The following is a 14,335-nucleotide window of genomic DNA, read 5'->3' as shown; positions in this document are numbered from 1 at the left end:
AGATCAAATTGAGCTGTTGCTGATGTCAGGCGGCCTTGCGGCCCGGAAGCTCGACCCCGAGCCGGCTGAGAAGATGGATTCGGAATTGCGCAAAGCGCGGATCGCCGTGATCGCGCGGCGTCGGCAGATCGATCTTGAGATCCTCGATGAGACGCCCTTCGTCGAGAACCAGTATCCGGTCGGCCAGCGAAATCGCCTCGTCGACGTCGTGGGTGACGAGCAGCACGGCAGGACGGTGTCTTGCACACAACTCCCGCAGCAGATCGTGCATTTTCAGCCGGGTCAGCGCGTCGAGCGCGCCGAACGGCTCATCGGCGAGAAGCAGGGCCGGCTCGCGCACCAGCGAACGGGCAAGAGCGACCCTCTGCTGCTCGCCACCCGAAAGCTGGTTCGGCCACGCCGTTTCCCGGCCTGCAAGTCCTACCTCCGCCAAAGCCTTCCGTCCGGCTTCCTGGCCGGAGGCGCCGGTCAAGCCGAGCGTGACGTTCTGGATGACGGTGCGCCAGGGCAGCAGGCGGGCGTCCTGGAAAACCACCGAAAGGCTCTCCGGCGTCTCCAGGGTGCCGGTTCCCTCGACACCATGATCGAGACCGGCAAGCGCCCTGAGGAACGTGCTTTTGCCGGAGCCGCTGCGGCCGAGCAGTGCAACGAACTCGCCTTCCTCGATATCGAGATCGACGCCGTCAAGAATCGTCTTCGTCGCAAACCGGCGTGCGAGGTCTCGCACGTGGACGGCTTTGTTTGCGGGCTTCAGTTTGCCAGGGTGCGGCGCCATGAGAGGGTCCTCCGTTCAAGCAGGCGGACGAGACCGTCCGAAACGAGACCGAGCAGCACATAGACCACCAGGCCGACGAGAATGACGTCGGTCTGCCCGTAATTGCGGGCAAGATCGATCATGTAACCGAGCCCGCTGGTGGCGTTGATCTGCTCGACCACGACGAGAGAAACCCAGCAGAGGGTGACGGCAAACCGCAGACCCAGAAGAAAGCCCGGCAAAGCACCAGGCAGCACGACCTGAAGGATGAAGTCCTTCTGGCTCATCCGCAGGGTTTCGGCCAGTTCGACATAACGGCTGTCGATGCTGCGGAGCGCATTGTGGGTGTGGATGTAAATCGGCACGACGACGGCAAGCGCGATGGTCGTAACCTTCATGCTCTCGCCGATGCCGAACCACAGGATCAGCAAGGGGATCAGGGCCAGCGTCGGTATCGCGCGCTTGATCTGGACCGGCCCGTCGATCAGGGCTTCGCCGATCCGGGAAAGGCCGGCGATCACCGCCAGGATCGTGCCGATCAGCAATCCGATGCTAAGGCCGAGCAGGGCGCGTGTCGCCGACGTCACGAAATTGTCCTGCAGGCGACCCTGCTCTATCAGCCTTACGAAGGCCTCGACCACCGTCCACGGCGCCGACAGGATCCGCGGGTCGATCCATCCGAGCGCCGAGCCGACGACCCAGGTCAAGACGAGCAATACCGGCCCGATCTGCAACCCGAAAGGGATCGCGGGTCCGGGACCCAGCCTGCGCCGGGCGCGGGGGCCAGTGGAGCCAGCCGGTTTTACGAGGCGAGAACCTGCCCGCACAATTCTACCGCCGGACGACCGCGACAGTTTCGCCTCATCTGCATCCCAAGTGGTTGCCATGCTTCAAATCTCCTCTCCGAAGGGGTGTCGAGCGTTACTGGCTCTTGGCCAAAGCCGCGGCGCCGAGCTTCTCGAAGCGATTGTCGAAAATCTGCTCCACATTGAGCGGCTTGTAGCCGAGCTCGTCTGCCAGCAGGTCGATGGTTTCCTGGTGGCGCTTCTTCACTTCGCTCCAATCGCTGGGAACGACCTGTTCGCCGGTCAACTTGACGAGATATTCCCCGTCCTCCTGGCTCAACCCCTGCTGACCGACGTAATATTCCTTGATCCAGAGGTCCGGGTTCCGGTTCACCCATTCAGTGGCGCGTGCCCACAGGCCGACATATTCGGCGAGAGCTGCCGCCTTGGCGGGATCGTCCAGAACCCATTGCGGCGCGTAAAGATGGCTCGGATCGTCGCGCAGGCCATGTTCCACGAGGGTCGCCCCATCAGGCCCGTATTGGGTGATATAGCGCCTGATGTAGACGCCGCCGAGCGGCGCGATGTCGACCTGCTTGCTCGCCAATGCCTTCGGGTAGACGTCACTGGTGCTCGGCAGCTCCACCAGAGTGACGTCGCCGCTCTTCAACCCTGCGGCATGGAGGGCACGCAGAACGAGCGTGCCCTGTGCCTGACCCGGGCTGAAGGCGATGCGCTTGCCGCGGAAGTCCGCGAGCGTCTTGACGGCCGCGCCTGGCGCGATGCCGAAGCGGTAGATGGGATTGGCGATCGGGTCACGGCGTTCGCGATAGGCGATGTTGCGGACGGGCAGATTGTTCCAGTTGGCGAAGATGGAGGGTATCTCGGCCACCGATCCGACATCGAGTGCATGGGCGCGGAAAGCTTCCGACGTCTGCGGCCCGCCGCTGATATTGGCCCATTTGACCTCGAAACTGAGCTCCTTGCCGAGGCCGGACACTTCGAGCGCTTTCTGGGTGACCGGATCGCCGATTGTCAGCACCGTGCCCGGCGGCACTTTGGGAAGGAGGGGAGCGTCTGCCTGGGCTGCCGCCGGACCGTGAATGGCACTGAGACCAAGCAGACTGAACAACGCAATTTTGAATGTCTTTGCCAATGTCATCGTCGATCTTCCCGTTTCGGATTGCTAATTGCAGGAGCGATGCACGGTAAGATGGAATATAATCTACTAAATCGATAGACTATTTAGTTTAATGAAAGTGGCGCTGAGGGAAAATTGTCCTCAAAAGTCGGGCAACCGGAACGATCGCATCCGGCGCGTCCGAAGGATGCTCGGCGCGTCCCGACATGAAAAAAGCGCCTGGGACGTTCGTCCGCGGGCGCTTTCCGGGTCTTTGTTCAAACCCTTACTTTTGTTTAAGGCCGGGCAGCGGACCGCAGCGACCGCCCTTCAGACGCCAAGCCGTCGCGGACGTCGGGATCGCCTTATGTCAGGCAATATGCGGTGCATATTCGTTGGCCGCGAATACGTGATGATGCACCTTGCCGGTAAAGAGCTGCAGGAGTTCGCCGGTGACCTCGCGGCTCTGCGACCGCACATCGGAGAGAAGTGCCGTGTTCACCGCGTCCATATCGGGATAACGAATGGCCAAGGCCATGGCATAGATCGGGGCGCCTTCGTCGCGCTCCATCCCGTCCAGCACCCGGATTTCCTCGGCGCCCGGAAATTTCGTCCAGAGAGGGACGAGCCGCTGCCGCACGAATTCGCGGAATTCCCCTTCTTTACCGGGATGGATTTCGCCTTCAAACAAAGCATAACGAATGATCATGGGTTCTCTTTTCCAAAACTCGCCGGAGCTGGATCGATGGTGGCGGGCTGTCGTAGGATCAGGGCGTATCGATCGATACGCCCTGATTGAGAGGGTTATTTACCCCAGATTTTCTTGTATTGATCGCGATAGCCGTTGTCGGGATCGAAGCTGTTCTTCGGTCCACCGTCAAACTCGACGTTTTGGCTGGTCACCACATGGAGCGGCGACACGTAGCCGGACCATGGAGCTTTCGCAAAGGCGCGGTTCAATTCGTCGACGAGCTGCCAGCCCTGGAGGTTGAGCGGCTCGGCGACCGTGACGGCCTGGAATTGCTTGGCGCGGATACGCTGATAGGCGCTCTCCGAACCGTCACCGGCTGCCACGTTCACCGGTTTTCCATCGCCTGCAATGCCGGCCGAGGCGAGCGAAGGTCCCATGAAGTCGTAATAGAGGTCGTTGATCGCCAGCGAATGCGTCCACTTCGCGCCATACTTTTGCAGAAGCGACGTGGTGAGCTGCGGCATGCGCTGAGAGGTTTCGGCGATCGGCGTGTCGACATATTCGAGCACGGTGCCGCCGAGATCCTCGATCTCCTTCTTCATGCGATCGGCCTTGGCAATCGCGATCGCATAGGTGGAGTCGGTAAAGATGATGACGCCCGGCTTGCCGCCGGCATCGGCAAAGGCCCAGTCCGCCGCGGACTTCGACACTTCCATCGCATCGGTGGTCACGTTTGCGAAGACACCGACTTCGGGAACCGGACCGACCGCCGAGGCAGCGTGCCAGGAAACCATCGGAATGCCGGCAGCCTTGGCTGCTTCCATCGCCGGCTTCTGCTCGACCGCGTCAAAGCCGTTGATGATGATGCCATCCGGCTTCAGCGCCATGGCCTGGCCGAAAGCCGCGGTCCGTCCGCCGATCGAACCGGCGCCGTCAAGCGCCTTCACCGTCCAGCCGAGCGCGCCTGCCGCTTCCTGAACGCCATTGACCACGCCGAGGATGCCGCCATTTTTCATATCACCGGCCAGAATGACGATGTTCTTTCCGGCAGCGCCCTTGGGGCCGCTCGTCGGGCCATCCCAGGCGCTCACCTTGGAAGCATACTTTTCGACCACGGCCTTGGCGTCGGCCATGGAATCGGCCAATGCCGGCATGCTCAGCATAACGGCGACGGTTGCGACCGTTGCCTGCAATAACGTTCTACGCTTCATGTTCACTCCTCCATTTTGTTTGTTGTGAAATGCCGGGACGAGCCGGCATCCTCATTTGGATGCGGGTGTGATCCTCCTCACAGCTCCGCGCTTGCGCTGGGCGTAACCTGCTATGCCGATGGCAATCAGCAGGGTAACACCGTTGAACAGCGGTTCGACGAAGAACGACCCGCCGAATTGCTGAATTCCTGATATTCCGACCGCCAGGATGATGACGCCGATCAAGGTGCCCCAGACGTTCACCCGTCCCGGCTTGATCGTCGTCGATCCGAGGAACGCGCCGACAAGCGCCGGCAGGAGATATTCAAGGCCGACGCTCGCCTGGCCGATACGCAGCTTCGAGGCGAGCAGGACCCCGGTCAGAGCCGCGAGCAACCCCGAGGTGACGAAGGCGCCGATCACAAATTTGCGGACCGGAATGCCATTGAGGGCCGCCGCCTTCGGATTGGCGCCAATGGCGTAGAGGTAACGGCCGATCGGCAGGTATTCGAGCACGATCCACATGCAGATGGCGATCAGGAGCACGTAGAAGCCGGTGATCGGTAGGCCGAACAGCATCGTGCCGTTCAGCGCATAGAAACCATCAGGCAGGACGCCGACCACCTGCCGGCCGCCGGTGTGCCAAAGCGCGAGCGCGTATAGGACGGTTCCGGTGCCGAGCGTCGCGATGAAGCTGTCGATCTTCGCAACCTCGACCAGCAGGCCGTTGATGCAGCCGGTCAGAACGCCGAGCGCGAGCACGATGACCACCGCGACCGGCCAGGGCAGGCCGTAGGCCGTCTGCAGGCTGATGGCGAGAATGTGCCAGAGCACGATGCCATAGCCGACGGTCAGATCGATGCGACCCGATGCCATCGGGATCATCGCAGCCAACGATAGAAGCGCGATGATTGCCTTGTCGGACACGATCGAGCGGACATTCAACACGGTCGGGAACGTATCGGGCAGAAGGATCGAGAAGATCACGATCAGGCCGACGGTCAGGATCACCAACCCGTAAACCGGGATCAGGCGTCCGATCTTCTGTCCTGTGGACAGGCCGGCCATTTCGCTCTTGGTTGGCTCCAGCGCCGTGGATTCAATGGATTGCATGGCTGTTCTCCCGATGGCTCAAGCGGCTTCCGATGCGGATGCGGCCGTGATGACCGCCTCCGTCGTCAGAGCGCTTCCAGTCAGTTCGCTGACGATTTTCCCGCGCGAGAAGACCAGCGCGCGGTGGCAGATATGGGCGATTTCCTCGAAGTCCGTCGACACCACGACAACCGCGAGACCGGCCTCGAGCGCCTGGGTGATCAGACGGTAGATCTCTGCACGCGCCCCAATGTCGACGCCGGCGGTCGGATCTTCGGCGACCAGCAGCTTGCGGCCGGTCGCCAGCCAGCGGCCGACGACCACTTTCTGCTGGTTGCCGCCCGACAGGGCCTCGACCGGCAGATCCGGGTCGTTGGGCCGCAGGCCGACGGAATGGCCGATCTTGTGGGCAAGGTCGGCTTCGCCGCGCGGCGACAGGAAGGACAAAAGCCCACGCCCGACGGCTCCCGGATTAAGGTAGGTATTTTCCCGAATGGACAGCGAGAGCGCCACCGATTCCTCCGTCCGGTCACGGGCAATCAAGCCGATGCCCGACGCCATTGCCCCTCGTGGGCTGGAAAGGTTGGGGGCCTCGTCATGCAGCAGAACCGAGCCGTTGAAGGGCTCGCAACCAAACAGGGCGCGGCCGATCCGTTCCTGACCGGCGCCACGCAATCCTGCCAGTCCCAGAAGCTCGCCCTCGCGGATATCGAAGGATATCGGGCCTGTGCCGGCGCAGACGAGATCGCGGACCTCGACGATCGCCTTGCCGGGCGTGATCGCCGTCTTGGAAAAGAGGCTGTCGCCGCTGCGGCCGATGATCATCGTCACCAGCTCCTCGGGGGTGGTCTCGCTGACGGGCTTCTGTCCCACCATGCATCCGTCACGCAGAACGGCGACCCGATCGGCAATCCGGAAGATTTCGTCCAGCCTGTGGGAAACGTAGATCATGCCGACTCCCCGATCCTTCAACGGACGGATCGCATTAAACAGCCGATCGACTTCATCGGCGGGAAGGCTCGCCGTCGGCTCGTCGAGCACCAGCACGTCAGCTTCGACGGCAAGTGCACGGGCGATGGCGACAAGCGACTTTTCGGTGCGCGACAATGCCGAGACCCGCGTCGTGGGGTCAAAGTCGCAACCGACCAGTTTCAAGGCCTCGTTGGCGCGCGCCTGCGTCCTGTTCCAATCGATGAGGCCGCGACGCATCGAGAAACCCTGCGACAAGCCCATGTTCTCGCCGACCGTCATCCACTCGATCAAACCGAGATCCTGGTGGATGAAGGCAACCGGCTGCCGCTCGTTCGGCTTCGGGGGACGATGATGGTAGCTCTGGCCGCGAAACAGGATGTCGCCGCTATCGGGCTTGTAGATGCCCGCAAGCGTCTTGATGAGCGTCGATTTGCCGGCACCGTTTTCTCCCAGCAGCGCGAGGATTTCTCCTTCGCGCAGGTCGATCGAGACGTCCCGCAGCGCCTGCGTGCCGCCGAAGCTCTTGGTGATCGACTGGAATTCCAGCAGTCTCTTGGCTTCCACTGTGGCTCCTCCCAAAGCTGCGGTTTTCATGGATGTATGTTATCGATAACATTTATGGATGGTCAAGCGGAAAGATGACGATCTCGAATTTCCCGAAGAGATTGACGTCAATCGGCCTGAAATCCATCGAGAAGGCGCATCATCTCGGCCGAGTCTTTTGGCCCAAGCCCGGCGGCGCAGAGCAGACGGTGAATCTCGACCACCGAGCCAGTCATCGGCAATGGCGTCTTCGTCTTGAGCGCAAAGGCTTGAAGCGAATCCAGGTCCTTCAACATGTTGTCGATTCTGCCTGTCGGCGAGAAATCCCGGGCGGCGAATTTCGCCATGAATTCCTGCAATATGCGGCTGTCCGCCCTGCCGCCGGCAAGGGCGGCCGGAATGGCGGCCGGATCGACGCCGCCGGCTTCAGCGAGCTTGACCGCCTCCGCGACGGCCTGAAACAGCACGGCGCAAAACAATTGATTGATCAGCTTCGTGGTCTGCCCCGCGCCGGATACACCCATCAGCGTGTAATTGGCGGCAAGATGCCGCATCACCACGCGTGCCCGTTCGAAATCCTCTGGGCTGCCGCCGGCCATGATCGTCAGGCGTCCGCTCAACGCACCCGGCACGCCGCCGGAAAGCGGGCAATCCACCCATGCCATGCCGGTTTCTCGACGCAGCCGCGTCGCCATGTCGGCCGTGTCGGCCGGGTCGATCGACGACATATCGATCAGCACCTTGTCGGCATTCGCCGCCGCCGCAACGCCCTTTTCGCCGAAGACGACGGCGCGGACGATGTTTGCGTGATTGAGGCTGAGCACGCAAAACCCCGACCATGAGACCGCTTCCTCCACGGAGCCGGCCGCGCGCGCCCCCTTGGCCTGCAAAGCCGCAACTTTTTCGGTATCCAGGTCGAAGACCGATACCTTATGCCCGGTTTCGATCAATCGGGTGACGATCGCCGTTCCCATGATGCCGGCACCGATGACGGCGACATCTGCTCTGTAGTCATCCTGCATGATAATCTCCTCCCTTGACGGCCATGCCGCTCAGTCCCTTGCAAGCCAGTGCCACGATATCATCCAACGCATTGTCGATCGCCACCATCACGACATTAGCTTCACCGGTCGGCGGCTCCAGCGTCTGCAACTGGCTGTCGAGCAAAGTCGCGGGCATGAAATGGCCCTGACGGGCCTGCATCCGCGACAGCAGCAGATCACGGGATCCCTCCAGGAAAACAAAGGCGAGATGCCCGTCCGCCGCTTGCCTCAACCTGTCCCGATAGCTTCTCTTCAGCGCCGAACAGGAAATCACCAGCCCTTGCGATACTTCTTGCGCGGTCCTTATTTCCTCGCCGATCCGGTCGAGCCAGGGCAGGCGGTCGTCGTCGGTCAGCGGTATGCCCTGCGCCATCTTCTCGACATTGCCAGCGGGGTGGAGTTGGTCGCCCTCCAGAAACAGCATGCCGTTTCGAGCGGCGAGATGCTCTCCAACCGAAGATTTTCCGCAGCCGCTGACGCCCATGACGACGACGGCCAGAGGTGGCGCCCTTTTCTCGAAATCCATGGTCTCGTCTCTATCAGAGGCAGGTCGTGATGCCGCCGTCGACATAAAGCGTGTGCCCGTTGATGAAGGACGAGCCCTGGCCCGACAGGAAAACGGCGGCGCCGACCAGTTCCTCGACATTGCCCCAGCGTCCGGCCGGCGTCCGCTTCTCGAGCCAGGACGAGAACTCGGGATTGTCGACAAGCGCCTGATTGAGCGGCGTCTTGAAGTAGCCCGGCGCAATCGCGTTGATCTGCAGGCCGTACTTGGCCCAGTCGGCGCACATGCCGCGGGTCAGATTACGCACCGCGCCCTTGGTCGCGGTGTAGGGAGCAATGCCGGGGCGCGCCAGTTCGCTTTGAACGGAGGCGATGTTGATGATCTTGCCCTGTCCGCGGGCGATCATGGGTTTGGCCGCGGCCTGGCCGACATAAAATACGCTCGAAATATTGGTGGTCAGCAGCAGCTCCCATTTGTCCGCCGGGAAATCTTCCAGCGGCGTGCGAAACTGCATGCCGGCATTGTTGATCAGGATGTCGAGCGGCCCGATATCGGCTTCGATTGCGTCTATGCCTTCTTTGGCAGCATCCTTGCTGGTCACGTCGAAGATCGCCGCATGGGCAGACAGGCCTTGATCCTTGAGGCTCTCGACCGCGCGGTTGACGCTTTCGGGCGTGCGGCCGTTGATGATGACTTCGGCGCCATACTGCGCCAGGCCTTCGGCCAGGGCATAGCCGATCCCCTGGCTCGAGCCGGTGATCAGGGCACGCCGTCCGGAAAGATCGAACAAGTTCTTCATGCAAATAACTCCTCCGGTTCCGCCGCGGGTGACGGCTTCAACTGCCGCTGACGGTGAAACTCACTTGACATCCCTCTTCCGAATTATATGTTATCGATAACATAATCAACTGTCAAAATGCGGGATGGAAACGGAATGCCTAAAGAAGAAATCTTGATGACCGGAGCTTATCCGGAATGGGACATGGTGGATCTGGAGGCGAACTACCGCGTCCATCGCTTGTGGGAAGCGGCAGACCGACAGGAGCTGATATCAAGGGTCGGCAAGGATATCCGCGCCATAGCGACCCGTGGCGAACTCGGAGCCTCCGCAGAGTTGATGGCGCAATTGCCGAAACTGGAAATCGTCTCCTGTTATGGCGTCGGCACCGACGCCATCGACTTGTCCTATGCCCGCGCGAACGGCATTCGCGTCACCAACACGCCTGATGTGCTCACCGAAGATGTCGCCGATATCGCCATCGGACTGCTGCTTGCGACGGCAAGGCAGGTCCCGCAGGCAGATGTTCTCGTCCGCTCCGGCCAGTGGGGCAGTGTCGCCATGCCGCTGGTGACACGCGTCTCGGGCAAGAAGGTGGGGATCGCCGGCATGGGGCGGATCGGCAAGGCGATCGCCAAGAGGGCTGCCGCTTTCGGCTGCGACATCTCCTATTTCGCCCGCCATGATCACCAGGATGTTGCCTACACCTACGAGCCAGACCTGATCGCGCTTGCCGGTTGGGCCGATTTTCTGATCGTCATCGTCCCCGGTGGGGAGGCGACCATGAAGATCATCAACGCTGAAGTGCTTGAAGCACTCGGGCCAAACGGCATCTTGATCAATGTCTCGCGCGGAACGACCGTAGACGAAGAGGCGCTGATCGCAGCCCTTCAAAACCGCACGATTCAGGCTGCGGGCCTTGATGTCTTCCTGAACGAACCCCGGATCGATGCGCGTTTCCTGACCCTCCAAAATGTCGTGTTGCAGCCCCATCACGGCTCTGGCACTGTCGAGACCCGCAAGGCCATGGGCCAACTGGTCAGAGACAATCTCGCTGCGCATTTTGCAGGTAGCTTGCTTCCAACTCCCGTCGTGTGAGGGTCCCGATATGAAAGCCATCGTCATTCATGCCGCCAAGGATCTCAGGATCGAAGAGCGCGAGCCGGAGGTTGCCGGTGCCGGGCAGGTGGAGATTGCCATCGAAGCCGGCGGCATCTGCGGTTCCGACCTGCATTATTACAATCATGGCGGTTTCGGCACCGTTCGCCTGCGCGAACCAATGATCCTCGGCCATGAGATCGCCGGCACGGTCAAGGCGCTCGGTTCCGGCGTCGCCGACCTTACTGTGGGAGACCGTGTTGCGGTTTCTCCGAGCCGGCCGTGCAACCATTGCCAATATTGCCTGAAGGGGCAGCAAAACCACTGCCTCAACATGCGGTTTTACGGCAGCGCCATGCCGATGCCGCACATTCAGGGTGGCTTTCGCCAGCGGCTGGTGGCGGAGCGTTGGCAATGCCACAAGGTCGCGGACGGCATTTCCATTCACGAGGCCGCCTTTGCCGAACCCTTTGCGGTGACGCTGCATGCGGCAAACCGCGCCGGATCGCTGCTCGGCAAACGGGTGCTGGTCACCGGTTGTGGCCCCATTGGGATGTTGGCGATCGTCGCGGCGCGCGTCCTCGGCGCCCGTGAGATCGTCGCGACCGACGTGACCGACAGCGTTCTGGCGATTGCCCGCACCAGCGGCGCCGACCGAACGATCAATGTTGCCACGCATGCTTCCGACCTCGCGGCCTACAGTGCCGAAAAGGGATATTTCGATGTCATGTTCGAAGCGTCGGGAAATGAGCGGGCGGTGCGCGCCGGCTTGGAGACGCTTAAGCCCCGCGCTGTTCTCGTGCAGCTCGGCCTTGGCGGCGATGTTTCCATTCCGCAGAACATGATCGTTGCGAAGGAAATCGAGATGCGCGGCACATTCCGTTTTCACGAGGAATTTGCGCTCGCCGTTGAACTGATCAACGCGCGTCGCGTCGATCTGAAGCCACTGCTGACAGGTGTCTTTGGGATCGAAGAGGCCGTCGCCGCCTTCGAGCTGGCGGGCGATCGCAGCAAGTCCATGAAAGTCCAGATCGCCTTTTGACCGACTGTATAATTCCTTAAATCGGAATCGATTTGAGGATAAAATTATCCAGACATTCAAAACGTTACAGCGCCGCGCATCCGAAAAGACGCGCGGCGCTTTAGTCTCAAGCGGTCGGCGCGCCGTTTCGGTCCGTGCTTTCGCGCAAGACAACCTTGTAGCCGGTCAATGTGATCTCATCGCCGGTCGCCTCGCCGGTATGGAGGGTATCCAGCAGGCGGGCGGCCGCCTGGCGACCGATGCCATAACAGTCGACATTGATGGTGGTGATGCGCGGATGACAGATGGACGAGATCTCATAGTCGCCGAAACCGGCAACAGCGATGTCCCGCGGAACCTTCATTCCCCTGCGCGTGCATTCCATGATGGCGCCGAAGGCGGAAAGGTCGGAAACGCAGAGAACCACTTCCGTGTCCGGCCAGCGCTCCAGCAGGCTGACGATTGCCTGGCCACCCTGTTCCATGGTGATGGGCGGGACGCCGAAGGAAATCATCCGTCCCGGTCCCAGGCCGAGTTCTTCAACCGTCTTCTGGAAACCGCTACGCCGCTGGCTGCCGCGCGTATCGCGCGCCGTCGTTCCCCCGATATAGCCGAACTTCCGATATCCCTGACTGGCAAGCGTCCGCACCAGCAGGGCCATCGCCTCGCTGTTGGAAAAGCCGACGACCTGATTGATCGGATTTTCCGGAAGCTCCCAGGTCTCGACAACGGGAATGCCGGCTTTTGCCAGCATGCGCCGCGCGCGCGCTGTGTGCGAACCACCGGTCAGGATGATGCCTTCCGGGCGGCGGCGCAGCATCGCCTCGATCAGCTCTTCTTCCTTCTCCGCCGAATAGTCGGTATAGCCGAGAAGGAGCTGAAGGCCGGTATTCTGCAGCGCATCGGTCATGCCCCGTGCGGTGTCGGAAAAATTCGAATTGTTGATCGAGGGCACCAGCGCAGCGATGAAGCCGCTCCGCCTCGACGAGAGACTGCCGGCAGACAGGTCGAGCACATAGCCGAGTGCGTCGACGGCCTCCATGATGCGCTTCCGGGTCTCCTCGGAAACGCTCGCATCCTGGCGAAAGGCACGCGACACGGTCATGGCAGATACGCCGACATATTTGGCGACCTCCGCCATCGTCAGCTTTTGAGCCTCTCCCGGCTTGAGACGCTTGTCTTTCGGCTCATCCTCGTTTTTCACTGATCTCCGCTTTCACAAAGCTTCCGAATTGGGTAGTCCAAGACACAATAAAGTTATCGCTATCATCGTACAATCGATATTATTGCAGGAATGCACCATTCCAACGTCCAAAAATCAAGATTCCCTGGGCATTTTCGCAAAGGTGGGCAGATCGGTATCTGTACCGAGCCCCCAAAACACGACAGTATGATATCGATAACAATTGATGATACGGAGGAGCACCATGTTCGGGCAAATTGACGGTACAGGGTTTGAGGTTCTCGACCCTCGCTTTGAAAGCTGCTTCGTCGGTCACGCTCGCGTTGAGCGACTTTGGACGGGTGGCCGCTGGCTGGAGGGACCGGCCTGGTTTGCCGCCGGGCGGTATCTGGTTTTCTCGGATATCCCCAACAACCGGATGATGCGCTACGACGACACCAGCGGGCATACATCAGTCTTCCGCTCGCCCAGCAACAATTCGAATGGCAACACCGTCGACAATCAGGGTCGGCTGATCACCTGCGAGCATCTGACGCGCCGTGTCACGCGCACGGATTTCGACGGCAGGATCACCGTTCTGGCCGATCGAATTGCAGGCAAACGCCTCAATTCTCCAAATGACGTCACCGTCAAATCCGATGGGACCGTCTGGTTTACCGACCCGAGCTACGGCATCCTTCACGACTACGAGGGCGACTATGGCGAAGCGGAAGTCGGCGGATGCCACGTCTATCGGCATGATCCGGCAAAAGGCACGACCGATCAGGTGACCTCCGATTTCGTCAAGCCGAACGGGCTGGCTTTCTCCCCGGATGAGACGGTGCTCTACATTGCCGACACCGGCGCAACGCACCTGCCCGGCGGTCCGCGTCATATCAGAAAGCTCGCGGTCTCGAATGAGGGAAGGCTGACCGATCTCGGCGTTTTCGCAGAATGTACTGCAGGTCTGTTCGATGGTTTTCGCGTCGATCGCAAGGGCAGGATATGGACGAGCGCCGGCGACGGTGTGCACGCCTACGATCCGGATGGTACCTTGATCGGCAAGATCCATATTCCTGAGGGCGTCTCCAACGTCACTTTCGGCGGCGAGAAACTGAACCGTCTCTTCATCACCGCGAGCACGTCTCTCTATGCTGTTTATCTCACGGCCAACGGATCGAGACTCGGATAATCGTTGAAGAGCCGAGGCCGCCCTTTTAGGACGGCCTCTCATTTTGTGCCTCTTGCCTCACCGTTGACTGAGGCCGTCCGCCAGCCGAACGAGGCTGAGGAAATCCGACCTGTAGCCGAAGGCATCCGTTCCTCGCGATGCCGCGGCGAGAGCGGCAATCGCCTGGTAGGAATAGGAATCGACGGCCGCGACATGGCTGAGTTTCTGGCCGAAGGCTGCAACGGCCACCGAGAAGCGGACATCTTGCGGCGCGGCATCGACGGTGGCGACTGCGTTGCTATCGTCGACAGGCGTGGTGATGAGGACGCTCTTGTCCTCGCCCCGCCGCTTGTAGCGCATCTTGACGAAGGCAAGTTCGCCGTGATGGGCGCTGTCGGGCGCCGCGGCGG

Annotated in this window: 15 protein-coding genes; 3 read left to right on the top strand and 12 right to left on the bottom strand. The window is 61.0% G+C overall.

Features of this window, described 5'->3' with window-relative positions:
* Nucleotides 1-25: 25 nt before the first annotated feature.
* The 10 genes from HX899_RS03100 to HX899_RS03055 all read right to left on the bottom strand — a co-directional run bounded on the left by HX899_RS03100 (nucleotide 26) and on the right by HX899_RS03055 (nucleotide 9,494).
* Complete coding sequence (locus HX899_RS03100; protein ID WP_130671266.1) at nucleotides 26-775, bottom strand: ABC transporter ATP-binding protein; 750 nt, start codon at nucleotides 773-775, stop codon at nucleotides 26-28.
* Complete coding sequence (locus HX899_RS03095; RefSeq protein ID WP_138334695.1) at nucleotides 751-1,641, bottom strand: ABC transporter permease; 891 nt, start codon at nucleotides 1,639-1,641, stop codon at nucleotides 751-753. The genes HX899_RS03100 and HX899_RS03095 overlap by 25 nt, the downstream gene beginning before the upstream one ends.
* Before the next feature lie 34 nt (nucleotides 1,642-1,675).
* On the bottom strand, nucleotides 1,676-2,701 hold the full coding sequence (locus HX899_RS03090; protein ID WP_138334694.1) for an ABC transporter substrate-binding protein: 1,026 nt from the start codon (nucleotides 2,699-2,701) through the stop codon (nucleotides 1,676-1,678).
* A gap of 328 nt (nucleotides 2,702-3,029) precedes the next feature.
* Nucleotides 3,030-3,368: a hypothetical protein gene (locus tag HX899_RS03085; RefSeq protein ID WP_138334693.1), complete on the bottom strand. Its 339-nt coding sequence runs from the start codon at nucleotides 3,366-3,368 to the stop codon at nucleotides 3,030-3,032.
* 95 nt (nucleotides 3,369-3,463) lie between these two features.
* The gene (locus tag HX899_RS03080; protein ID WP_029873594.1) at nucleotides 3,464-4,561 is read right to left on the bottom strand and encodes a substrate-binding domain-containing protein; all 1,098 of its coding nucleotides are present in this window, start codon (nucleotides 4,559-4,561) and stop codon (nucleotides 3,464-3,466) included.
* Between the two features lie 51 nt (nucleotides 4,562-4,612).
* Nucleotides 4,613-5,653 carry an ABC transporter permease gene (locus HX899_RS03075; RefSeq protein WP_003555504.1) on the bottom strand — a complete coding sequence of 347 codons (1,041 nt, stop codon included), beginning with the start codon at nucleotides 5,651-5,653 and terminating at the stop codon, nucleotides 4,613-4,615.
* Between the two features lie 18 nt (nucleotides 5,654-5,671).
* Complete coding sequence (locus HX899_RS03070) at nucleotides 5,672-7,168, bottom strand: sugar ABC transporter ATP-binding protein (RefSeq protein WP_138334692.1); 1,497 nt, start codon at nucleotides 7,166-7,168, stop codon at nucleotides 5,672-5,674.
* A gap of 107 nt (nucleotides 7,169-7,275) precedes the next feature.
* A complete protein-coding gene (locus tag HX899_RS03065; RefSeq protein ID WP_181291603.1) occupies nucleotides 7,276-8,169 on the bottom strand; it encodes an NAD(P)-dependent oxidoreductase in 894 nt (297 codons plus the stop codon).
* Nucleotides 8,159-8,716, bottom strand: coding sequence for a gluconokinase (locus tag HX899_RS03060; protein ID WP_138334690.1), 558 nt, complete (start codon nucleotides 8,714-8,716; stop codon nucleotides 8,159-8,161). Before HX899_RS03060 ends, HX899_RS03065 begins: the two co-directional genes overlap by 11 nt.
* A 13-nt stretch (nucleotides 8,717-8,729) precedes the next feature.
* A complete protein-coding gene (locus HX899_RS03055; RefSeq protein WP_181291602.1) occupies nucleotides 8,730-9,494 on the bottom strand; it encodes an SDR family oxidoreductase in 765 nt (254 codons plus the stop codon).
* 135 nt (nucleotides 9,495-9,629) lie between these two features.
* On the opposite strand from HX899_RS03055, the gene HX899_RS03050 reads away from it, so the two are divergent.
* Together HX899_RS03050 and HX899_RS03045 are read left to right on the top strand one after the other, a co-directional pair.
* Nucleotides 9,630-10,571, top strand: a complete 942-nt coding sequence (locus tag HX899_RS03050) for a 2-hydroxyacid dehydrogenase (protein WP_138390121.1) — start codon at nucleotides 9,630-9,632, stop codon at nucleotides 10,569-10,571.
* 10 nt (nucleotides 10,572-10,581) lie between these two features.
* Nucleotides 10,582-11,613: an L-idonate 5-dehydrogenase gene (locus HX899_RS03045; RefSeq protein WP_138334688.1), complete on the top strand. Its 1,032-nt coding sequence runs from the start codon at nucleotides 10,582-10,584 to the stop codon at nucleotides 11,611-11,613.
* 106 nt (nucleotides 11,614-11,719) lie between these two features.
* Here HX899_RS03045 and HX899_RS03040 read toward each other — a convergent pair whose 3' ends face one another.
* Nucleotides 11,720-12,796 carry a LacI family DNA-binding transcriptional regulator gene (locus HX899_RS03040; RefSeq protein ID WP_138334687.1) on the bottom strand — a complete coding sequence of 359 codons (1,077 nt, stop codon included), beginning with the start codon at nucleotides 12,794-12,796 and terminating at the stop codon, nucleotides 11,720-11,722.
* A 223-nt stretch (nucleotides 12,797-13,019) separates the two neighbouring features.
* Between HX899_RS03040 and HX899_RS03035 the strand changes: the two genes are divergently transcribed.
* Complete coding sequence (locus tag HX899_RS03035) at nucleotides 13,020-13,946, top strand: SMP-30/gluconolactonase/LRE family protein (protein ID WP_138334686.1); 927 nt, start codon at nucleotides 13,020-13,022, stop codon at nucleotides 13,944-13,946.
* A 57-nt stretch (nucleotides 13,947-14,003) separates the two neighbouring features.
* Here the strand turns inward: HX899_RS03035 and HX899_RS03030 are convergent.
* The coding region (locus HX899_RS03030; protein ID WP_181291601.1) for a YfbK domain-containing protein at nucleotides 14,004-14,335 on the bottom strand (332 nt) is incomplete at its 5' end.

This window comes from Rhizobium sp. WYCCWR 11146 (genome assembly GCF_013591995.1).
GTDB classification, from domain to species: Bacteria; Pseudomonadota; Alphaproteobacteria; order Rhizobiales; family Rhizobiaceae; genus Rhizobium; species Rhizobium indicum.
This window is presented reverse-complemented; position numbering and strand designations above follow the sequence as displayed.